The following is a 22,400-nucleotide window of genomic DNA, read 5'->3' as shown; positions in this document are numbered from 1 at the left end:
TTTGAGTTCTGTTCCGAAAATAGGGTTAGGGGTCGCGATGATTATCGCGACCTTTGTTGTTTCTGCCCTAGGTGCTTTGATTGTTCAAGCGCCTTCACTTGATGTGTCTATGGTGTGGGGAGACCCGTACTATCAGCACGTCACCAAATTCAGCTTCTACCAAGCTTTCCTTTCTACACTTTTGAGTGTTGGCTTTGCTATTCCTGTTGCTCATGCACTTTCTCGACGTGAGTTCTTTGGGAAGTCTCTATTACTCAAGTTGTTTGCGTCTACCTTAGTTCTGCCGGTGTTAGTTGGTGTATTTGGCTTATTGGCGATTTACGGTAACAGCGGCTTATTAGCGCAATGGCTGAAAAGTATCGATGCTGAGCTGCCGTTTTCCATCTATGGTCTGAACGGTATTTTGCTTGCGCATGTGTTCTTCAATATGCCTTATGCAGCGCGACTCCTTTTGCAGGCATTAGAGTCGATACCTGCAGAACAACATAAACTGTGTGCACACCTTGGAATGAGCCATTGGGACAAGTTTTGTTGGGTGGAATGGCCACGCCTAAGGCAGCAATTACCGCACGTAAGCGGCTTGGTGTTTATGCTTTGCTTTACCAGTTTTGCCACCGTGATGGCGTTAGGCGGCGGACCGAAATCGACCACCATTGAACTCGCCATTTATCAGGCGATTAAGTTCGATTTTGATCTGCAGGCTGGAGCGCTTTTGGCACTGTGGCAAATGCTACTATGTGGCTTGTTAGCAATTGGCGTACAGAAGTTGACGAAGCCAGTCTCCGTAAGCGCTGGTAGCACATCGGTACAGCAATATTTAACGAAGGATCATGGGTGGTCAAAAGCTTGGGATAGCTTTTGGATCATGGGTGCCTTTTTACTAGTCATACCGCCGCTTGTGATGGTGGTGTTCAGTGGTATCAACCAGCAAGTTTGGTCGGTACTGACCGATGAGCGTTTTTGGTCTGCACTGCTTAATTCACTCAAAGTTGCGGTACTGGCGAGCTCTCTTACCGTTGCAGCAGGCGTATCGATTTTGCTGACAAGTCGACGTTGGCGATTGCAGTATAAAAATACTCGCGCCGATCAAATTGAGCTTATCGGAACCATCATTTTAGTGACGCCAGGTTTGGTGATTAGCACCGGACTGTTTTTACTGCTGCGTTCGTTTACCGATGTATTCAGCTTGGCGTTTTTTGTCGTTATTTTGGTTAACGGCTTGATGGCATTGCCTTATGTCATTAAAACTTTATCTCAACCCATGTTGCACATTGAGCAGCAATATCAGTATGTGTGCGCCAGTTTAGGCATGCGTGGTTGGCAACGATTTAAAGTCGTGGAATGGCAAGCACTAAGTAAACCATTTGCCCATGCTTTTGCTATTAGTTTTATGTTTGCGATTGGTGACTTAAGTGCGATCGCCTTGTTTGGCGGGCAAGAATTTAGAACCTTGCCGCTATACCTATTCCAGCTGCTCGGCAGTTATCAAATGGATGCAGCAGCGGTTGTGTCGGTTACCTTGCTGTTACTCAGCGTAGGCTGTTTTGCTGTGATTGAAAAAGTATTAAAAACAAAGGGGAAAGCATAATGTTAGTGTTGGATGATGTTCAGTACACCTATCAACGTGAGCTATTTCGCTTTGATTTAGAGATTAAGCGCGGACAAATCGTGTCGCTGATGGGACCGAGCGGTGCAGGTAAATCCACGTTGCTCGCTTTGGTTGCTGGATTCATTAACCCTGACCTAGGCGATATCTTGGTTGATGGCACATCTATCGTGAGTAAAGAGCCGTACCAGCGCCCGTTTTCAATGCTGTTCCAAGAACACAATCTGTTTGCTCACCTGTCAGTGAGGGACAACATTGGTTTAGGGTTGCATCCGGGGTTAAAGCTTACGGCAGACCAAAAGCTTCTTGTCGAGCAAGCAGCGAAGCAAGTCGGCGTTGCTGAGTATTTAGATCGCTTACCTGAACACCTTTCTGGTGGTCAGCGGCAGCGTGTGGCACTCGCTCGTTGCTTTGTTCAGCCGCATTCAATGTGGCTACTTGATGAACCTTTCTCTGCACTTGATCCCGTGCTGCGCGAAGAGATGCTGACACTGGTGAAACAGCTTGCGACTGATCGTGGTATTACCGTGTTAATGGTGACGCACCACTTGAGTGATGCAAGAGCGATTGCGAGTCATTTTGCTTTTGTTGCTGGTGGTCAGGTCGAAGCGTCAGGTGACATTGATGAATTAGCGGTATCGCACTCTAGCGATGTTTTAACAGCGTTTGTGCGAGCGGCAGGGTAGAGCGCCGTTTATCTTTGATGAATAAGGCGCAAGAAAAACAAAAGGTTGATGCGAGCATCAACCTTTTTTTATTTTGGGAGTTTGAATGAGTACGTTAGCCTTGTGGCTTCACTACCATCACATTGATTGGGGAGTTCTCTACCACTTTGCTCGCTACAGAGCCTAACATCACTTTGTTGATCTTTGAGCGTTTGTGGCTTGGCATGATGATAAGATCGGCACCTAAGCGCTCAGCGTAATCAAGGATGGTTGCATACGCTTTGCCTTCTGCAACGTGTACTTTGTAAATCACTTCATCATCGATGTGTTGGTCTGCAAACGTTTTGAGTTGTTGCTTCACGTCTTGCTTCATCTTCGCTGCCGCATCTTTCGGGAAGTAAGTCGCGACCATCGACATATGGATGCCAGGCAGTACCGTCAGTAAGTGAACTTCCGCGTTGGCTTGTTTTGCTTGCCAAACGGCCAGCTCAACAGCTCGGTCAGAGAAGCCTTGGTCATTTAGATCAACCGGAACAAGAATTTGTTTATACATTCAGTGTCTCTCATCATGGCCCCTTTGTCCTCGAGGCCTAATCGGTTATGCGCTCAACTGTTCCCTACGAGCACGACGTTTTTGGTTCATGGCAAGTACCAGCAAGATCATTAAGCAAGGCACAAATACCCATTCTTTCATTGGGCGCTCTGCGTCTTGAACAATCCATTTGATCTCCCAGTCGAAGTCGACGCCGGACGATTCTGCCGGACTACCAAACTCGACCATGTCTACGATCATTTTGCCGTCGTTCTCGGTTAGCATTAGACCCATAGAAGAGATGCGCTCTTCTGCAGTTTTTGCTTTATCTTCGAACGGAAGACGTACCGTTTTCTCTACGTAGTCACCTTCTAGGTTTTCACCTGCGACTCGTAGCTCAATGGATTCTCCTACATTTAGCGCTTCCGTGATTTGAGCTATCTCAACCCCAGGGGAAAGAACTTTTGCAGGGTAGATCATGTCCCACCAGAATCCTGGACGGAAGAAAGAGAACGTCAGTACAAGCAACAAGATGGTTTCCCACCACTTGTTACGTGTAAACCACCAACCTTGCGTGGCCGCTGAGAAGATCAACATCGCAATGATTGAGGAGATAACGGTGAGAGCAAGGTGCCACCAACTGTCGATACCCATCAACAAGAGTTGGGTGTTGAAGACGAACATGAATGGCAGAATTGCGGTTCGAATATCGTAGGTAAAACCTTGAATACCCGTTCGAATTGGGTCTGACTTAGCAATAGCTGCCGCCGCAAAGGCCGCCAAACCTACCGGAGGGGTATCATCAGCTAGAATACCGAAATAGAACACGAACAAGTGCACCGCGATCAGTGGGATGATCAAGCCATGAGCTGCACCCAGAGTTACGATAACTGGAGCCATCAGAGTTGATACCACGATGTAGTTTGCCGTCGTTGGCAGACCCATACCAAGGATCAAGCTGATCACTGCAGTAAACAACAACATTAGGATGATGCTGCCGCCAGAGATGAACTCGACGAAGTCTGTCATCACCAGACCAATACCGGTGAGTGTTACTACACCAACAACCGTACCGGCCGCAGCCGTTGCCACACCGATACCGATCATGTTGCGCGCACCAGATACTAAGCTCTCTGCTAGGTCAACAAAGCCATCTTTAGTTTGCTCAACCAAGTCACCTTGTTTGGATAGCAAAGCAATCAATGGGCGTTGGGTTAGCAAGATAAAGATCATGAACACGGTTGCCCAGAATGCCGATAGCCCCGGAGAGAAGCGCTCAACGGTTAAACACCAAACCAGCACAACGATTGGTAGCAGATAGTGCAGGCCAGATTTAATCGTTGGACCTGGATCAGGAACCTCAGTGAGTTCTGCATCAATTTCAATTGCGCCATCTTTGGCGTGGTTGGCTGAAATTTTCACCAGGCCGATGTAAGCAATGAGTAGTGCTACGGTTACGATAGGCGTTGCTGCATCACCGAATACATCTTTCGTCCAACCCACACCGTAGTATACCAAAGCACTAATCACGCATAAGCCGAGAATAGTGCCAGTAAATGACAACAGGCTTTGTAGCATGGTTGGGTTATGGCGACGAGGAAGGCCAGTCATACCGGCTTTACATGCTTCAAGGTGAACGATGTAAATCAGAGCGATGTAGGAGATAAGCGCAGGAAGTAGGGCCGCTTTAATGACCTCTACGTACGAGATACCAACGTATTCCACCATTAGGAAGGCCGCGGCACCCATGATCGGTGGTGTAAGCTGACCGTTAGTTGAAGCTGCAACTTCTACCGCACCGGCTTTTGTGCCAGGGAAACCAACTCGCTTCATCAACGGAATCGTAAAGGTACCTGTAGTTACTACGTTGGCAATCGATGAGCCAGAAACCAAACCCGATAGACCAGAAGCAACAACCGCCGCTTTTGCAGGCCCCCCCTTCATATGACCAAGCAATGAGAAAGCGACTTTAATGAAGTAAGCACCAGCCCCAGCACGTTCAAGCATCGCACCGAAGAGTACGAACAAGAATACAAACGACGTTGATACGCCAAGTGCAACACCAAATACACCCTCTGTCGTTAACCATAGATGCGACATCGCTTTGTTTAAGCTAGCGCCTTTATGGGCAATGACGTCTGGCATATATGGGCCAGCAAAGGTGTAAGTTAAGAATACCGCTGCGACCACCATGAGCGGTGGACCTAATGCACGGCGGGTTGCTTCAAGTAGCAAGACCATACCAGTAACCGAAACGACGATATCTACCGTCGTAGGTGCTCCGGAACGCCCTGCTAACTCGGTATAGAAAATATAAATGTAAGCCGCAGCAAAGCTACCCGCGAGCGCTAATACCCAGTCGATGAGTGGGATACGATCACGCGGAGAGTTCTTCATTGCTGGGTAAGCAGTGAAAGCGAGAAAAGTGGCAAAAGTTAGATGAATTGCTCGCGCTTCAGTGTCGTTGAGTACGCCAAAATTAAAAATAAATGGTAGCGGAGAGGCATACCATAATTGAAATAGCGACCAGCACAGCGGAACGAACCATAAGATTCGACCTTGCATGCCCATTGGGTTACGCGCACCTGTATCTGCCTGAGCCACCATCTCTTGCACATCTTGTGACGGAGTGTTGTTCGTCGCCATGTACTTTTTCCTTATTATTGATGGTCCTGTCTGTATTGTGTATCGAGAACCGCGCTTCGCTATAACAGTGTAGTGAATAGAGCGAAGTTTGCTTTCGAGTGAATCGCTACAATCCTTCAACCCATTGATTCATAGGTATGGAAAAGTGCGTTTTCTTTTTCTTAGGTGTGTGAGCGCGACTTCCGAGAGAAATCGGCAAAATTGAACAAAGTATGCTGGTTGAAGGTGCTCGACCAGCATACTCAATCAGACAGAAAACCATCCTTTTCTGTCTGAGCTTGAAGTTAGTAGTTGCTTACTTAAGCAGACCTACTTCTTTGTAGTATTTCTCTGCACCTGGGTGAAGAGGGATTGAAAGGCCAGCTTTCACCATGTCTTCTTTCTTCAGGTTTGCAAATGCAGGGTGTAGACGCTTAAAGGTATCGAAGTTTTCGAATACCGCTTTTGCAACGTTGTAAGCTACGTCATCTGAAACATCAGATGTCGTTACCATTGTTGCCGCAACACCAAAGCTGTTTACGTCTTTGTCTGTACCACGGTACATGCCAGCAGGGACTGTGCTGAATGCGTAGTAAGGGTTATCAGCAACGATCTTCTCGATTTCTGGACCAGTCGCTGGAACTAGCTTCGCATCACAAGAGGTTGTTGCTTCTTTGATTGAACCGTTCGGGTGACCAACCATGTAGATAAACGCGTCGATCTTGTTATCACATAGTGCTTGAGAACGTTCTGAACCTTTTAGTTCTGATGCAAGTTTGAAGCTGTCGTTAGTCCAGCCCATTGCGTCCATCACTACGCCCATTGTCGCGCGGTCACCAGAACCAGGGTTACCGATGTTTACACGCTTACCTTTAAGGTCTTGAACGTTTTCGATGCCAGAATCTGCACGTGCGATGATGTTAAAAGGTTCGGTATGAAGAGAGAACATTGCACGTAGTTTTTTGTACGGGCCTTGTTCAGCAAACTTACTCGTACCGTTGTAGCCATGGTACTGCCAATCCGATTGCACGATACCAAAGTCTAGCTCGCCAGCACGGATTGTGTTGACGTTGTAAATTGAGCCACCAGTCGATTCTACTGAACAACGGATGTTGTGATCTTTACGACCTTTGTTCACCAATTTACAAATAGCACCACCAGTAGGGTAGTAAACACCTGTAACAGAGCCAGTACCGATAGTAATAAACTCTTGAGCGTTAACTGCGCCTGCGCCCATAACTGCTGCAGCGATAGCGCCTACTTTAAGAAGTTTGTTAAATGCCATGAATTTCCCTTCCTTATATTCATTATTAACCCGGAAATAACCAAAAATTACTTCAGGAGTTTCCTATTTGGAAACGGCATCTTTTCCAATCCAATCGTTTGAAAAAGCGAGCGAATCATAACAAAAAATTGGCAGAAAATTATCCGATTGTTAAAAACTATAGCGAATAAGTCTAAAGCGTGCATTGGTATGTGGGGATAAATTCGTAGACTAATTCTTTTTAGAACAATTACTTATCTTGCATGCTGGCGAGGGTATTAAAAAAACCAATAGCGTGATGTAAATCACAAATAGGATGGGTAAAAAATAAGCTAAAAAATCAAAAAATTTACATTTTTCATGGGCTACAAAACTCAACTAATTTCATAGCCCACAAACAGTTACTTAGCCTGTGTACTCGAAAAGCTCACACACAGATTTGAACAATTGTTCTGTAGAAACTGGCATTGTCGGGGTAATGAAGATGGTGTCATCACCAGCAACCACACCTAAGATGCCTTCTGATTTACCTAATGAGTCCAGTAGGCGAGCAATCAACTGAGCGGCACCTGGGCCAGTGTGGATAACGACAAGAGCTGCGTTATGGTCGATATCTAACACCAGTTCACGCAAAGAGCTGCTAACTGTTGGTACGCCTAACTCTGCTGGTAGGCAGTAAACCATTTCCATTTTTGCATTACGTGTACGTACGGCACCAAACTTAGTCAACATGCGAGAAACTTTGGATTGGTTGATACTTTCAAAACCTTGTTGTTTTAGTGCATCAACGATCTCACCCTGTGAGCCAAAGCTCTCTTCTTTTAATAAGGCTTTAAAAGCGCGAACTAAGTTATCTTGTTTTTCTGAATTGCGCATAGTCGTTATGATTCTCTTATCAAGGGTCAGCAATTTTGCATATTCTCGCATAGATATTCATGCAGTGCCAAAAAGTCACGACATTATGTTAATTCCATCACTGTAAACCCTAAACAGGATAGGGTTCTTTAAGTATGAAATTGTTGACCTATTTATTGCACTGAATTTCTTGTCATTTCAACAGAATAAACGAATAATCAAGCCTTTGTTTGTAGCACGGTAACAGCGAGTTGCGCGAGGTCGCAAAGCTGGCGTTAATTGATTGTAATCAAGTTGTGATTCCGATAGCTTTGTTTCAGCTGGTTACAAAATACCCTACGAATACGTTTATAAGAGAAATACTCTCAAGGAGAACTACATGAAAGTAGCCGTTATTGGTGCCGCTGGCGGCATCGGTCAAGCTCTGGCCCTTCTACTTAAGAACCGTCTTCCTGCAGGTTCAGATTTAGCCCTATACGATATTGCTCCAGTAACTCCTGGTGTGGCTGCAGATCTTAGCCACATCCCAACTCCGGTTTCTATTAAAGGTTACGCTGGCGAAGATCCAACACCTGCACTTGAAGGTGCGGATGTTGTCCTAATTTCAGCTGGTGTAGCTCGTAAACCTGGTATGGATCGCGCGGATCTGTTCAACGTAAACGCTGGCATTGTTAAGTCGCTAGCGGAAAAGATCGCAGTTGTATGTCCAACAGCATGTGTTGGTATCATCACTAACCCAGTAAATACAACAGTGCCAATCGCTGCTGAAGTATTGAAAAAAGCAGGCGTTTACGACAAGCGCAAGCTGTTTGGTGTAACAACGCTGGACGTTATCCGCTCAGAAACCTTCGTGGCTGAACTAAAAGACAAAGATCCAGGTGACGTTCGCGTTCCTGTTATCGGTGGTCACTCTGGTGTGACAATTCTTCCTCTTCTATCTCAAGTAGAAGGTGTTGAGTTCACTGCTGAAGAAGTTGAAGCGCTAACGAAACGTATCCAGAATGCGGGTACAGAAGTAGTAGAAGCGAAAGCGGGTGGCGGTAGTGCAACTCTATCTATGGGCCAAGCTGCATGTCGCTTTGGCTTAGCGCTAGTACGTGCTCTTCAAGGTGAAGAAGGCGTAGTGGAGTGTGCTTATGTAGACGGTGGCAGCGAACATGCACCATACTTCGCACAACCTGTGAAGCTAGGTAAAGACGGCGTAGAGGAAGTTCTAAGCTACGGTGCGCTAAGTGACTACGAGAAATCAGCATTAGATGGCATGCTAGAAACACTAAATGGCGATATCACCATTGGTGTTGAATTTGCGAAATAAGCGTCTTTTTATATACGTTATATAAAGAAGACAATTTTAATTGAAAGCCGATCTGATGATCGGCTTTTTTGATCCTTTCACCTTATCTCGCGTAACAGAGTCTGAATCGGGTAACTTTGTGAAGGAGAGGGTGATGGAAGCAAATCGAATCCGTAAAGGTATGGTCGTTGAGTGTCAGCAAGGTGTCGGTACGATTTTAGTCATCGACCAAGAGGCAGAGACAGTGCTGCTTGCTAAGCAAGGTTCAGAAGAGCAACTTGCGGTTAGTTTCGATGAAATAGAAGACAATCCACAGCTTCACGACAGTTGTGACCGTTATTACTAACGAAACATCGCTTGAGCGCCAAACATAATGAAAAGGAAGAGTACTACTCTTCCTTTTCATCAGGGTCTTCTTTTGTTAGCTGGTACGCTTAACCGCCATGTGGGCTAGAGTAACCAGCGCTTGCTTGTAGTCAGATTCTGGAAGGATTGCGAGTTCTGCAATCGCCTTGTCTGCTTCATCCATCGCTTTTTGTGTGGTGTATTCTAGCGAGCCAGCTTCCTGCATTACCGCTAGAATGTCTTCTAGTCGATCCATGCCATTGGCCTTCTCAATCGCTTCACGAATCATCTGCGCATTCTCTGGCGTGGTATTGCGCATTGCATGAAGTAGAGGAAGCGTTGGTTTGCCTTCAGCCAAATCATCACCAACATTCTTACCCATATCCTCACCGTCAGACGTGTAATCCATCACGTCGTCGATCAGTTGGAATGCTGTGCCCAAATATTTACCGTAGTTCTGGAATGCCACTTCTACTTCTTCTGGCGCATCGTTAAGAATCGCCCCAATCTGTGTAGCGGATTCAAACAAACGTGCGGTCTTAGAGTAGATGACCTGCATGTAGCTTTCTTCTGTCGTGTCAGGATCATTGCAGTTCATTAACTGCTGAACCTCACCCTCAGCGATCACATTAACTGCGTCGCTCATCAGTTTAAGGATCTTCATTGATCCTAGCTCAGTCATCATTTGGAATGAGCGAGTATAAATAAAGTCCCCAACTAACACGCTAGCGGCATTACCAAACGCAGCGTTTGCTGTCGCTTTACCACGGCGCATGTCTGATTCGTCTACCACATCATCGTGCAACAAGGTTGCCGTATGGATGAACTCAATAAACGCAGCTGCCATTGTATGGCCGTTACCTTGGTAACCAAGAGCACGTGCTGACAATATCGCCAGAAGTGGTCTTAAGCGTTTGCCTCCACCACTCACGATATAGAAACCGAGTTGGTTGATTAAAGAGACATCAGAATTTAGTTGGGCTTGAATTGTTTCATTCACTTTTGCCATGTCATCGGCAGTAAGCGCTTGGATAGTTTTAAAATCCATCGTATATCCGGCTGAAGTTAGACCCTGCAAGGCTTATTCGATTTATATAATTGTCGAATAATACACTAAAAAACGTTGATTAATACATTACTAAAGGGCATGATTGCCGCACTTTTCTTTGGCGATTAGCTTTTCGCCAATTTTTTCAAAATATGGCTTGTCATAGGGGCATCTCTTCTGTAGAATCTGCGCCCTATTGATGATTAGTTTAGCGCACACCCTCATGAAAAGGCTGTGCGGAAAAAGCGGAGTAAAATATGTACGCTGTTTTCCAATCTGGTGGTAAACAACACCGTGTAAGCGAAGGTCAAACTCTTCGTTTAGAGAAATTAGACGTTGAAACGGGCGCAACTGTTGAATTTGATAAAGTTCTTCTTGTTGCTAACGGCGAAGAAATCCAAGTTGGCGCACCTCTTGTAGAGGGCGGCAAAGTTGTTGCTGAAGTAGTACAACACGGTCGTGGCGATAAAGTTAAAATCGTTAAGTTCCGTCGTCGTAAGCACTCTCGTAAGCAACAGGGTCACCGTCAGTGGTTCACTGAAGTGAAGATCACTGGTATCAACGCTTAATCTATTAGGAGAGTTTAACAATGGCACACAAAAAAGCTGGTGGTTCTACTCGTAACGGCCGCGATTCAGAAAGCAAACGTCTAGGTGTTAAACGTTTCGGTGGTGAATCTGTTCTTGCAGGTAACATCATCGTTCGTCAACGTGGTACTAAGTTCCACGCTGGTAACAACGTAGGTATCGGTAAAGACCACACTCTATTCGCTCTTACTGAAGGTAAGGTGAAGTTCGAGGTTAAAGGTCCAAAGAACCGTAAGTTTGTAAGCATCGAAGCTGAGTAATTTTACCTTTTAGGTTAATTACTAAAGCTTTATAGCTGAATTCAAAAGCCCTGCCGATTCGGCGGGGTTTTTTATTTGTAGCAGTCGACATATTCAAGTTTCTCGTTTTATCCCTGAGCGGTTGGAATCTGGGAGCTTAGATCTGTCATCTGCTAAAATTGTTTGATGGCAAATCAGATTTAATCCACGCACGAAGTAGTCGGAGTAAAAGATGAAGTTCGTAGATGAAGCGGTAGTAAAAGTTCAGGCTGGTGACGGCGGTAGCGGCGTTGTAAGTTTCTGGCGTGAAAAATTCATCACTAAAGGTGGCCCTGATGGCGGCGACGGTGGTGATGGTGGTGATGTATACATCCAAGCCGATGAAAACCTAAATACCCTGATCGATTACCGTTTCCAACGCTTTTACGAAGCAGAACGCGGTGAAAACGGTCGCGGTGGTAACTGTACTGGTAAACGTGGTAAAGACATCACACTTCGCGTACCAGTAGGTACTCGCGCAGTTGATATCCACACTAACGAAATCGTAGCAGAAGTAGCAGAACACGGTAAGAAAGTGATGGTCGCGAAAGGTGGCTGGCACGGTCTTGGTAACACGCGTTTTAAATCTTCAGTAAACCGTGCGCCTCGTCAGAGAACGCTAGGTACTAAAGGTGAAATCCGTGAAATCCGTCTAGAGCTATTGCTATTGGCTGACGTTGGTATGCTTGGTCTACCTAACGCAGGTAAATCAACCTTTATCCGCGCAGTATCAGCAGCAAAACCAAAAGTAGCAGATTACCCATTTACTACGTTAATCCCAAGCTTGGGTGTGGTGAGTGTGGTTCCTGAGAAGAGCTTTGTGGTTGCAGACATTCCTGGTCTAATCGAAGGCGCAGCTGACGGTGCTGGTCTAGGTATTCGCTTCCTTAAGCACCTAGAGCGTTGCCGCGTACTGTTACACATGATTGATATCATGCCTATCGATCAGTCAGATCCAATTCAAAATGCCCTAACCATCATTGATGAACTAGAGCAGTACAGTGAGAAACTAGCAGGTAAACCGCGTTGGCTAGTTTTCAACAAAACGGATCTGATGCCAGAAGAAGAAGCGAATAAAAAGATCCAAGAGATCTTGGACGCGCTAGGTTGGGAAGACGAGTTCTTTAAGATCTCAGCGATCAACCGTAACGGTACAAAAGAGCTTTGCTACAAGCTAGCTGACTTTATGGAAAACCTACCTCGCGAAGAGGAAGAAGTTGCTGAAGAAGATAAAGTGAACTTCATGTGGGATGATTACCATAAAGATGCAATCGCTGGTAAAGACGTTATCACTGAAGAATATGACGACGATTGGGATGATTGGGACGATGAAGAAGACGACGGTCACGTTGTTTACGTCCGCGACTAATCGCTAGCTAATTCATTAAGCCGCAATGTTTATTGCGGCTTTTTTTGTATCTAAATCATGTTTAGACGATGTGATTTGCGGCACAATAATGAGCTTAACGGACTTAGGAAGTATTTATGACATCGGAAGTTATACCGTCTTGTGCAACGACGGCATCCAACCAAAGGGCCATTTCTCGGCTCGTAGCCCAAGCAGGGCAAATGCTCTTAGCCCACGGGGCAGAAAGTACGCTTGTGAGTGACATCATGCAGCGCATTGGTATTGCCTGTGGTGTCAGCGAAGTGGCAGTCGCATTATCTGCGAATGCTTTGGTTGTCACGACAGTCAAAGATGATCATTGCATTACAACGACCAGAAGTTGCGCCGATCGCGGGATCAATATGCGAGTGATCACCCAGATCCAACGAATTTGTATCATGATGGAGCGCGGCTTACTCGATGTGAGAATGGCGCAGAAGAAACTCAACACCATTAGCCCTGAGCGCTATAACCGTTGGTTAGTAGTGTTCATGATCGGCCTTTCTTGTGCGGCCTTCAGCCATTTGGCGGGTGGAGACTTAGGTGTGTTTGTCATGACGTTTCTTGCTTCTGCTGGCGGTATGCCCGCCCGACAAGAAATTGGCCACCGCCACTTTAATCCTCTTCTCAACTTCGCTGTCACGGCGTTTGTGACCACACTAATCTCTGCTCAAGCGGTGATTTTTGATATTGGTAACCTGCCAACCGTTGCGATGGCATCATCGGTATTGATGCTAGTACCCGGTTTCCCTCTGATTAACTCAGTAGCCGATATGCTGAAAGGCCATATCAACATGGGCATTGCGCGATTTACCATGGCGAGCTTATTAACCTTAGCGACTTGCCTCGGTATTGTTGCGGCAATGGAAGTGACGGGGATTTGGGGGTGGATGAGCTAATGAGCGTCTTTGAACTCATCTTAGGGCTGTTGAACGATATGTTCTTCGCCGCTATTCCTGCCGTTGGTTTTGCTATGGTGTTTAATGTGCCGCAAAAAGCACTCAAGTACTGCGCGGTAGGTGGTGCAATTGGTCATGGCAGTCGCTACCTAATGATGCACTTTGGCTTGCCAATTGAATGGGCAACGTTTTTTGCAGCGACGTTAGTCGGTTTGATTGGTGTGCATTGGTCCCATCGTTTTCTGGCTCACCCTAAAGTCTTCACTGTGGCTGCTTTGATTCCTATGGTTCCGGGTGTATTCGCATATAAGGCGATGATCGCTATGGTGGAGATAAACCACTTAGGCTACTCACCTGAACTTATTGCTACGTGCATGGAAAACTTTCTTAAGGCGATGTTTATTATTGCTGGCTTAGCGGTTGGCTTGGCGGTTCCGGGGCTGTTATTCTATCGCCGCAGACCCATAGTATAAGGATCCAATATGATCATCAGCATGATTGCCGCGATGGCAGACAACCGAATCATCGGTAAAGACAATCAGATGCCTTGGCACCTTCCTGCCGATTTTGCATGGTTTAAGCGTTGCACCATGGGCAAACCAGTTGTGATGGGGCGTAAGACCTATGAGTCTATTGGGCGTCCTTTACCTGGTCGTTTGAACATTGTCATCAGCCGTGATGCTTCACTTTCCATTGAAGGTGTTACGACGGTCACATCAATTGAGCAAGCACTTGAGGTTGCTGGTGAAGTAGAAGAAGTCATGATCATTGGTGGCGGGGCGATTTATGCAGCGTGCCTACCCATGGCTAACAAGCTGTATGTTACCCATATTGAAGCTGAAATTGATGGAGATACTCAGTTCCCAGATTGGGGAAGTGAGTTCAAAGAAACGTACTCTGAAGCATATCAAGCGGATGAGAAAAACGCTTACAACATGCGTTTTACTGTCCTCGAAAAGTAATCGGATGGAATGAGAAAAGCACCGCAAATGCGGTGCTTTTTGTTTTCTCGTCCGGCAATCAGAGCCGTTAACTGAGTGCTTCTTGAGTGAAGACTTGCTTGTCTTCCCAACGAATCATGGTTAATGAACCGCCCCAAACGCAGCCTGTATCAAGACCAATTATGCTTTCATCGATATGACCTTGTAGTGCTGCCCAGTGCCCAAATAGCACTGCTTTTTCTAGTGGGACTCGTTGTGGCAGCTTAAACCAAGGCACAAGCTCATCTTCAGACACTTCTTGCGGTGGCAGTTTACAGTCCATGTCTAAGCGACCATCAGTAAAGCAAAAACGCATGCGAGTAAACGCATTGATGGTGTAGCGATAACGATCGAGACCCGACAAGGACTCATCCCAAAGATCGGGTTGGTTGCTGTACATGTTTTCTAGCAGCCAAGGTAGCTCTTTACTTTGTATGATGCTTTCAACTTCACGTGCGCACGCTCTTGCAGTATCAAGATCCCATAGTGGAGAGATACCAGCGTGGCACATAACGAACTCGTCATGCTCGGCCATAAGAGGTTGCTGAGCCAACCAAGTAAGCAGCTCTTGTTTATCCGGAGCGGAAAAAATAGGTGCAGTCTTGTCCTTGTCTTTGACTTTTTTCAGTCCTTGCGACACTGCCATGAGGTGTAGGTCATGATTACCAAGTACCACTTTGGCACTGTCCCCCAGAGACTTAACAAAACGTAATGTTTCTAGAGATTTAGGTCCGCGAGCGACGAGATCTCCCGCTAGCCAAAGCTGGTCGTGTTGTGAAGAGAAACTAACCCGTTCCAGTAGCTGCTGAAGCTCATCAAAACAGCCCTGAATATCACCAACAATATAAGTCGCCACTGAATCTCCTGATTAATTTAAGACGTTTGGAACCGCTAAACGGAATGGATCAATCTCGGTGATAAATTGCTGTCCTTTTTCATCCAACAACATGTAGTGTCCTTGCATAACACCAACCGGTGTTTCAAGCGCAGTTCCGCTGCTGTAAGTGTATTCGTCGTTACCCGGAATAAAAGGCTGTTGACCAACCACACCTTCACCTTCGACCGTCATTTGTTTACCGTTTGAATCGGTGATTAACCAGCGACGGCTAACTAATTGGACAGTTTGTTGGCTGAGGTTTTTTATTGTGATGATATAAGCGAAGACGTATCGCTGTAGTTCTGGGTTGGACTGTTCTTCAATGTATTTGGTATGAACTTGGATTTTAATGCAAGGTTGAATGACGTCCATGTGCACTCCTCGAGAAACGTTGTATCCCAATAATAATAAGCCAAACCGGCAAGGGTTTGGCTTATCGTTTGAGTTCTTTATTGCTGCGGGTTGTCCGCGAGCCAGTTCGCCATGGCGACGAATTGTTGTAGCGTTAGGTTCTCTGGACGCATGCTAGGGTTGATACCCAGTTCTTCTAGTACTTCAGTACTTAGTAGCGACTTGTAGCAGTTACGTACAGTCTTACGGCGTTGGTTAAAACCTTCGCGACATACACGCTCCAACAAACGTAGATCTTTTGCTGGGTGTGGCAGCTCTTCGTAAGGAACTAAGCGTACTACGGCTGAATCTACTTTCGGTGGCGGAACAAATGCCGTTGGCGGTACTTCTAGTACTGGTACCACTTTACAGTAGTACTGTGCCATTACGGTTAGACGGCCGTAAGCTTTGCTACCAGGTCCTGCCGCTAAGCGATTTACCACTTCTTTTTGAAGCATAAAGTGCATGTCTTGAATGTCTTTATGGAATTCAAATAGGTGGAACATCAATGGTGTAGAGATGTTGTATGGCAAGTTACCGAAGATACGTAGCTTGTTGTTTGGCTTCACTAACTGCGTGAAGTCAAAGCGCATTGCATCGCCTTCATGAATCGTAAGTTTGTCTGCCAATTCAGGGTGGTTACGTAGACGTTCTGCTAGGTCACGGTCCAATTCGATAACCGTGAATTTGTCGACTTCACGACCAACAGGCTCGGTGATTGCACCTAGACCAGGGCCGATTTCAACCAGGTTTTGCCCCGGTCTTGGGTTAATTGCTGATACGATGCCATCAATAATGTATGGGTCGTTCAGGAAGTTTTGACCAAAACGTTTACGCGCTTTGTGTCCTAAATGGACATCATTTCTCATTGTTTCTTCTCTACCAATTCTATCGCATGCGTGAGCGCTGTTCGGAAGCTCCCTGTATCCGCTTGACCTGTCCCTGCCAGTTCTAATGCAGTACCGTGATCCACCGAGGTTCTTATAAAAGGTAGACCAAGAGTAATGTTTACTGAACGACCAAAGCCTTTGTATTTTAAAACTGGCAATACTTGATCGTGGTACATGCCTAAAACAGCATCAGCATCGTTTAAATACTTTTCATTGAAAATGGTGTCTGCCGGTAATGGACCGATCAGATTGATTCCTTTTTCTTGTCGAATCTTTTCCAATGTCGGAGTGATGGTCTCGATCTCTTCGCGACCCAAACAGCCATCTTCTCCCGCATGTGGATTTAGCCCGCAAACATAGATGTTTGGTTGGGAGATGGCAAATTTTTCTACAAGATCTTTATGAAGAATATCGATGATTTTTTCTAATCGCTCTTCCGTGACGGCTTTAGATACGTAAGCCAAAGGAATATGCGTTGTTACTAGAGCAACTCGCAGCCCTTCGGTGGCTAGCATCATCACGACCAACGGTGTGTTGGACTTCTCAGCGAAGAATTCAGTATGCCCACTGAACGCAACACCAGAGCGATTGATCACCCCCTTATGTACAGGGCCGGTGACAATAGCATCAAATTCATCATTCATACAGCCCAAAGCGGCTCTTTCTAGTGTTTTTAACACGTAGTGGCCGTTGGCTTCATTGAGTTGACCCGCGATGACACTTTCTGCCATTTCGATATGGTCAACGATCAAGGTGCCTGCTTTTTGGGCCTTTGGTACTTCTTCTTGATTGTAATCAGTCAGTTGAACATCAATGCCAAGCAAGTTGGCACGTTCCAACAGCATATTTTTGTCTGCGCAGACGACGATTTGGTGAGCCCAGTCTTCCTTAGACAGAGCCAGTACCAAATCCGGGCCGATACCCGCAGGTTCCCCTGCGGTCACGACGATTCTGCGAATCGAATTAGTTGCCATCATTGTCATCCACGATTTCAACGAATGCGCTTGCGCGTAGCTCTTGCATCCATGCGCCAGCTTCTTCATTAAACTTACGGTTAAATAGAATGCGGTAAGCTTTGTTCTTCATTGCTGAGTCTGTACGGTCGACTTGGCGACGGTCTAGAACTTCAACAATGTGCCAACCGTGTACCGTTTTGAAAGGTTCACTGATTGAGCCTACCGGTAGTGTTTCTACTTGGTGCTTAAATTCTGGTACGTACAAATCAGGTGTTTGGTAACCTAGCTCACCATTTTGAGCCGCTGAACCAGGGTCTTGGCTGTACTGTGTTGCCAGTTGAGCAAAGGTTGCTTCACCTGCTTTGATGCGACGGATGAACTCGTTTAGTTCTTTCTGTGCACCTTCATCACTCAAGATAACGGTTGGCTTGATCAGAATGTGGCGAGCATTTACCTCTGTTACCGCTACGGTCTCAAGACCTTTCACATCTTCTACTTTTAGGATGTGGAAGCCGATGCCGCTGCGGAATGGACCAATGATACTGCCTTTGTTTTGCATCTTGATCTGGTCTGCAAAGATGGTTGGCATTTCTTCTTTACGCATCCAACCCCAATCACCACCTTGTAGTGCTTTAGGACCTTTTGAGTAGGTGTATGCCATTTCAGAGAAGTCTGCACCGTCTTTTAGTTTCTTAACCAATGCATTGGCTTCTGCTTCAACTTCTGACTTGTCTTTATCGTCAGAGAAACGAAGTTGAATGTGGCCAATCTTGTATTGAACTGTAGCGTTAGTTTCGGTCGCTAATTGGTCGGCAAGGCTATCGACTTCAGCTGGCAAAATGTTGATACGACGACGAACCAGTGCATTACGCGCTTCAGAAGCCGCAATCTCTTTACGAATCTGCTCACGGAATTCTGGGTAGCTGAGACCTTCTGCTTGAACAGACGCAGCTAACTGCTCCACGCTTTGATTGTTGTTGCGAGCAATTTCTGCGATCGCTTGGTTCAGGCGGTTGTCATCAATACGAACACCGATACGCTCCGCCTCTTGGCCTTGCAATGTGTCGATGATCAGTTTCTCTACCACTTGGTCTTTCAGCACACTTGCTGAAGGGAGACTCTTGCCACTTTGGCGAGCATTAGCTTGCAGCGTTTTCATCGCGGTATTGATGTCGCTTTGTAGAATTACACCATCGTTAACGATGACTGCAACCTTATCAAGCTCTACTGGCGCTGCTGTTACACCACAAGATAGTAGGGTGGTGAATAAGAGTGATTTCCAAATTTTCATTAAAAATTCCGTCAGTAATGGTGTTTAAGCGTCTTGTTATAGGTAAGACGCTTAATTCAATTAATTGTTCAAATAGAATGGACGACCGTATTTAATCGCGTTGTCTGAGCCATCAAGCTCTTTCGCGGCCGAATCTGCGCGTTGGTTGGTTGCAAAGCCTTGAATACCGAAGTTCACACTGATGTTGTTTTCGTATTCTGGTGATGCACCATCACTGCCGATTGCTCTGTCATCCCAACCCAGTAGTTGGTTCGAATAAGTCAGACCAAAGTACCAACAATCTGATTGGTAACGAACGCTAGCAAGCCATTCCATATCAATGTTTTCATTCAGATCGTAGTAGTACTGGCCACTTGCAGACCAGTTCGGGTTGAACTCGTATGCCGCCACGATACCTGCTTGTGAAATACCTTTACGAGTGATCGTATCTAGGTTTTCGACAATGATCGTATCTTCAATGTATTCACGCGTTACATAACGGTAGTTACCTTGAATAAAGCCACCATTAAATTGGTATTCCAATGTGCTGTTTGCAAGCTGCATCGAGCTCAAGTCGATGTCGTACTGGATACCACCGTGGTAGAACAGGTAATCGTTGTAGTTGAAGTCAGTCTCAACCGCCCACGATGAGTAGTTTGATGTTTCATCTGGCAAGCTTGGGTTGTTACTGATCTTAGTCTTCTTATCGAAGTAATAGATCTGACCAAACGAGACGTTCAAGCGCTCTTTGTAGTCATCATCAAAAAAGCGAGTACTTGCACCGTAGCTTAACTGGTTTGCTGAAGCAATTTTGTCGATGCCACTGTATTTGCGACTGCGGAATAGACCGTAATAGTCGGTTTGAAGCAAGGTGGTGTCGTAGTTGTAAATGTTGCTCTGATCTTCATCAGGTACATACAAGTACTGTAACTGTGGTTCTAACGTCTGTGTGTAACCTTCGATCCAGCTGGTATCACGCTCTAAGTACATGCGAGCATGTGTGCGGAACTCGGGGATCACACGTGACACGTTTTCATCCAGTGTGTTACGCAAGTCGGTATCAGTTAATCCCTCTAAGTCTTGCGAGTAGTATGTTGACAAGACGCGAGCTTCTGTTGTCCAAGTTGCCCAGGAGTTTGACAGCGGGATCGTAATACCTGGCTCAACGTGAACACGAGTTGCGTTTGGTTTCGCGGTGTCATCGGTATCGAAACTACTCACTTGGCTCTTCACATCGAAGTTAACGTAGTTGCCCCAAAGTGGCGTGTAGTAGTTAAGATCAAGTTGAGGCAGCAAGCGGTATGGTTGGTTATCTTCTTGCAGTAGGATTTGGAAATCACGCACTCGCAATGACGCATCCCAGAAGTCAGAGCGGTATTGAACTTCGCCTTCTTGTAGCAATTGACCATCTTCGCGGTTACCAATATCAGAGTCGAGATCTCGGAAGTAGTCGATGTCACTTACTTTGGAGTAATCAAGGCTGACCACCCATTGTTTATTGATGATACCATCGTGTTTAAACTGGTAACCCCAACGCGACTCGTCATCGTACTTTTTGTCGCTGCCCATGTATTCGCCTTTGACCTCACCGTCACCCCAACCATTGGTTAGGTAGCGGAAGTCAGTATCTAGCTTAGTACCGCGCTTTTGCATGTACAGAGGCGTAATTGTCATGTCGTATTGAGGTGCAATGTTCCAGTAAAATGGAAGTTCGACTTCCAGACCGTCACTTGAACCGTACGACATAGAAGGGAAGAGGAAACCTGTTTTACGCGTATCGCCGATTGGCATGGTCAAGTAAGGTACGTAGAACACTGGTACATCCAACACCTCAAAACGAGGGTGGTGCAGGGTTGCCGTTTCTTCGTCTTGATCAACATCGATTCCTGATGCCACTAATCGCCAAGAGTTATCACCTTGTGGGCAAGAGGTAATGGAACCATCTTCTAGTTCGTAAACAGATTGGCCCGTGCGTGCAATGTACGCAGCTGTACCGCGACCTTGTTGGCAGAGGAATTGGTAATCGGTGTTTTCTAGCGAGAAAGTATCTTGATTAATGTCGTTGGTGACGCGATCTGAGCGTGCTTTTACTTTGCCATCGTTGAAGGTTACGTTACCTTCAGCGACAACGACATTGTCTTGTTGGTGAAGCGTTACGCTATCCGCGGTGATTTTCTTCGGACCTTGCGTGACTTCTACGTTGCCAGAGTACTGAGCTTTGTCACCATTGATGGCTTGTAGGCGGTCTGCTTGTACTACGACTTCGGAGTTAAGCGCGTCCTCCTCACCACTTGTTTCGACCAAACATTGATCTGTGGTGGGCATTTCCTGCACACTATCATTGATATTCGCTTCAGCTTGAGTGGTGGGTACAAACAAGGCGGTGCTGATAGAGGCCGCTAAACATGTGCGGGAGAAATGTTGCATTGAATTGAACTTTCCTGTGTCACTACTACTCGATGGCTATAGGGCTTGTTGTACCCTCGCTTTATAGCCAAATGAATCAACTATAGTTTGCAATTATCCCAGAGCATGGATTCGCTGTGGCATAATGCCGATATAAAATAGCTGCAAAGATAAGCAGGCGAAATAGCCTGATCATAAAAAAACTAATTCCATTATCATAAAGGAAATCGTTGCGTCCGGCACTATAAGACCGCCGTCGTCGATAAAAATTCATTGATAGAGAACACATAATGCATATTTTTGGCAAAATTTTGGGTGCCTTTTTTGGCTTGTTACTCGGTGGTCCATTCGGTTTGTTGTTTGGCCTATTTATCGGTCACCAATTCGATAAAGCACGTCGTTTAAGTCAAGCAGGGTTTTCTACCGGAGGCTTTGGCAAAGGTCCAAGCCAAGCCCAGCGCCAAGAAGAATTTTTTAAGGCTGCATTCGCAGTTATGGGACATGTGGCAAAAGCCAAAGGTCAAGTGACCAAAGAAGAGATTCAACTTGCGTCTGCAATGATGGACCGCATGAGTTTGCATGGCGATCAACGTCGTGCAGCACAAGAAGCGTTCCGTGATGGTAAAGAGAGTGATTTCCCACTTGAAGATGTACTGGTTCGCGTGAAAATCTCTTCAGCAGGGCGTTTTGACTTGTTGCAGTTCTTCTTGGAATTACAAATCTCAGCGGCATTTGCTGATGGCTCAATCCACCCAAGTGAACGCAGTGTATTGCACAAAATTGCCCGTGGTTTAGGATTCTCTTCTGAACAACTAGAACGTCGCCTGAACATGCAAGAAGCGGCGTTCCGTTTTCAAAGCCAAGGTGGTTTCCATGGTCAGCAACAAGGGCAATATCAATCTTCAGGGGCAGGTTGGCAGCAAGCTTCACAAGCGGATCAACTGGCGGATGCCTACAAAATCCTTGATGTCTCTTCAGATGCGGACGGCAAAACGGTCAAACGTGCTTACCGTAAATTAATGAATGAGCATCATCCAGATAAATTGATGGCAAAAGGTTTGCCACCAGAGATGATGAACGTCGCGAAAGAGAAGTCTCAAGAGATTCAAAACGCTTACGATCTTATTAAGAAAGTCAAAGGCTTTAAGTAGTCGGACGTTTTCTATCAGGTATTGGATTTAAAAAAGGGCACAGAGTGCCCTTTTTTTCATGTCTTAGTCTTTGAGTTGCCGATGTCTTTAGCTTT

General features: G+C 45.9%; 22 protein-coding genes. 11 read left to right on the top strand and 11 right to left on the bottom strand.

Features of this window, described 5'->3' with window-relative positions; translation table 11 throughout:
* The first annotated feature begins 1 nt into the window (after position 1).
* Together thiP and thiQ are read left to right on the top strand one after the other, a co-directional pair.
* Positions 2-1,588, top strand: a complete 1,587-nt coding sequence (thiP, locus tag ATB78_RS03405; protein WP_081096553.1) for a thiamine/thiamine pyrophosphate ABC transporter permease ThiP — start codon at positions 2-4, stop codon at positions 1,586-1,588.
* Positions 1,588-2,292 (top strand): thiamine ABC transporter ATP-binding protein, encoded by a 705-nt coding sequence (gene thiQ / locus ATB78_RS03400; protein WP_009707804.1) that lies wholly within the window; start codon positions 1,588-1,590, stop codon positions 2,290-2,292. Before thiP ends, thiQ begins: the two co-directional genes overlap by 1 nt.
* Positions 2,293-2,386: 94 nt before the next feature.
* Here thiQ and ATB78_RS03395 read toward each other — a convergent pair whose 3' ends face one another.
* The 4 genes from ATB78_RS03395 to argR form a co-directional block, all read right to left on the bottom strand.
* Positions 2,387-2,824 carry a universal stress protein gene (locus tag ATB78_RS03395; RefSeq protein ID WP_005437370.1) on the bottom strand — a complete coding sequence of 146 codons (438 nt, stop codon included), beginning with the start codon at positions 2,822-2,824 and terminating at the stop codon, positions 2,387-2,389.
* A gap of 45 nt (positions 2,825-2,869) precedes the next feature.
* Positions 2,870-5,449, bottom strand: coding sequence for a TRAP transporter permease (locus ATB78_RS03390; protein WP_061007810.1), 2,580 nt, complete (start codon positions 5,447-5,449; stop codon positions 2,870-2,872).
* A gap of 295 nt (positions 5,450-5,744) precedes the next feature.
* Positions 5,745-6,713: a TAXI family TRAP transporter solute-binding subunit gene (locus ATB78_RS03385; RefSeq protein WP_005437372.1), complete on the bottom strand. Its 969-nt coding sequence runs from the start codon at positions 6,711-6,713 to the stop codon at positions 5,745-5,747.
* Positions 6,714-7,097: 384 nt separating this feature from the next.
* On the bottom strand, positions 7,098-7,568 hold the full coding sequence (gene argR / locus ATB78_RS03380; RefSeq protein ID WP_005430583.1) for a transcriptional regulator ArgR: 471 nt from the start codon (positions 7,566-7,568) through the stop codon (positions 7,098-7,100).
* Between the two features lie 358 nt (positions 7,569-7,926).
* Between argR and mdh the strand changes: the two genes are divergently transcribed.
* A complete protein-coding gene (gene mdh / locus ATB78_RS03375) occupies positions 7,927-8,862 on the top strand; it encodes a malate dehydrogenase (protein ID WP_061007809.1) in 936 nt (311 codons plus the stop codon).
* A 133-nt stretch (positions 8,863-8,995) separates the two neighbouring features.
* Positions 8,996-9,187, top strand: coding sequence for a hypothetical protein (locus ATB78_RS03370; protein WP_020196546.1), 192 nt, complete (start codon positions 8,996-8,998; stop codon positions 9,185-9,187).
* Positions 9,188-9,262: 75 nt separating this feature from the next.
* Here ATB78_RS03370 and ispB read toward each other — a convergent pair whose 3' ends face one another.
* The gene (gene ispB, locus ATB78_RS03365) at positions 9,263-10,234 is read right to left on the bottom strand and encodes an octaprenyl diphosphate synthase (protein ID WP_045482144.1); all 972 of its coding nucleotides are present in this window, start codon (positions 10,232-10,234) and stop codon (positions 9,263-9,265) included.
* A 257-nt stretch (positions 10,235-10,491) separates the two neighbouring features.
* Between ispB and rplU the strand changes: the two genes are divergently transcribed.
* From rplU to folA, 6 genes are all read left to right on the top strand, one after another.
* Positions 10,492-10,803, top strand: a complete 312-nt coding sequence (gene rplU, locus ATB78_RS03360) for a 50S ribosomal protein L21 (RefSeq protein WP_005437376.1) — start codon at positions 10,492-10,494, stop codon at positions 10,801-10,803.
* Between the two features lie 20 nt (positions 10,804-10,823).
* Entirely contained in the window at positions 10,824-11,081 is a 258-nt protein-coding gene (gene rpmA, locus ATB78_RS03355; protein ID WP_005383095.1) for a 50S ribosomal protein L27, read from the top strand.
* A 211-nt stretch (positions 11,082-11,292) separates the two neighbouring features.
* Positions 11,293-12,468, top strand: coding sequence for an Obg family GTPase CgtA (gene cgtA / locus ATB78_RS03350; protein ID WP_061007808.1), 1,176 nt, complete (start codon positions 11,293-11,295; stop codon positions 12,466-12,468).
* Positions 12,469-12,584: 116 nt separating this feature from the next.
* Positions 12,585-13,385 (top strand): threonine/serine exporter family protein, encoded by an 801-nt coding sequence (locus tag ATB78_RS03345; protein ID WP_061007807.1) that lies wholly within the window; start codon positions 12,585-12,587, stop codon positions 13,383-13,385.
* Positions 13,385-13,858 carry a threonine/serine exporter family protein gene (locus tag ATB78_RS03340; protein WP_005437379.1) on the top strand — a complete coding sequence of 158 codons (474 nt, stop codon included), beginning with the start codon at positions 13,385-13,387 and terminating at the stop codon, positions 13,856-13,858. Before ATB78_RS03345 ends, ATB78_RS03340 begins: the two co-directional genes overlap by 1 nt.
* A 9-nt stretch (positions 13,859-13,867) precedes the next feature.
* Positions 13,868-14,347 carry a type 3 dihydrofolate reductase gene (gene folA / locus ATB78_RS03335; protein WP_061007806.1) on the top strand — a complete coding sequence of 160 codons (480 nt, stop codon included), beginning with the start codon at positions 13,868-13,870 and terminating at the stop codon, positions 14,345-14,347.
* Positions 14,348-14,414: 67 nt separating this feature from the next.
* Here folA and apaH read toward each other — a convergent pair whose 3' ends face one another.
* The 6 genes from apaH to lptD form a co-directional block, all read right to left on the bottom strand.
* Positions 14,415-15,221, bottom strand: a complete 807-nt coding sequence (gene apaH, locus ATB78_RS03330) for a bis(5'-nucleosyl)-tetraphosphatase (symmetrical) ApaH (RefSeq protein ID WP_061007805.1) — start codon at positions 15,219-15,221, stop codon at positions 14,415-14,417.
* Positions 15,222-15,233: 12 nt separating this feature from the next.
* Complete coding sequence (gene apaG / locus ATB78_RS03325; protein WP_005437382.1) at positions 15,234-15,614, bottom strand: Co2+/Mg2+ efflux protein ApaG; 381 nt, start codon at positions 15,612-15,614, stop codon at positions 15,234-15,236.
* 77 nt (positions 15,615-15,691) lie between these two features.
* The gene (gene rsmA, locus ATB78_RS03320; RefSeq protein WP_009707797.1) at positions 15,692-16,501 is read right to left on the bottom strand and encodes a 16S rRNA (adenine(1518)-N(6)/adenine(1519)-N(6))-dimethyltransferase RsmA; all 810 of its coding nucleotides are present in this window, start codon (positions 16,499-16,501) and stop codon (positions 15,692-15,694) included.
* A complete protein-coding gene (gene pdxA, locus ATB78_RS03315) occupies positions 16,498-17,496 on the bottom strand; it encodes a 4-hydroxythreonine-4-phosphate dehydrogenase PdxA (protein ID WP_061007804.1) in 999 nt (332 codons plus the stop codon). The genes rsmA and pdxA overlap by 4 nt, the downstream gene beginning before the upstream one ends.
* Positions 17,486-18,769 carry a peptidylprolyl isomerase SurA gene (surA, locus tag ATB78_RS03310; RefSeq protein WP_005437385.1) on the bottom strand — a complete coding sequence of 428 codons (1,284 nt, stop codon included), beginning with the start codon at positions 18,767-18,769 and terminating at the stop codon, positions 17,486-17,488. The genes pdxA and surA overlap by 11 nt, the downstream gene beginning before the upstream one ends.
* 60 nt (positions 18,770-18,829) lie before the next feature.
* Positions 18,830-21,175, bottom strand: a complete 2,346-nt coding sequence (gene lptD, locus ATB78_RS03305; protein WP_061007803.1) for an LPS assembly protein LptD — start codon at positions 21,173-21,175, stop codon at positions 18,830-18,832.
* Between the two features lie 269 nt (positions 21,176-21,444).
* On the opposite strand from lptD, the gene djlA reads away from it, so the two are divergent.
* Positions 21,445-22,305, top strand: a complete 861-nt coding sequence (gene djlA, locus ATB78_RS03300) for a co-chaperone DjlA (protein WP_009707793.1) — start codon at positions 21,445-21,447, stop codon at positions 22,303-22,305.
* Positions 22,306-22,400: the final 95 nt, after the last annotated feature.

Source organism: Vibrio sp. CUB2 (genome assembly GCF_001557945.1).
In the GTDB taxonomy this organism is placed as follows: Bacteria; Pseudomonadota; Gammaproteobacteria; order Enterobacterales; family Vibrionaceae; genus Vibrio; species Vibrio owensii.
This window is presented reverse-complemented; position numbering and strand designations above follow the sequence as displayed.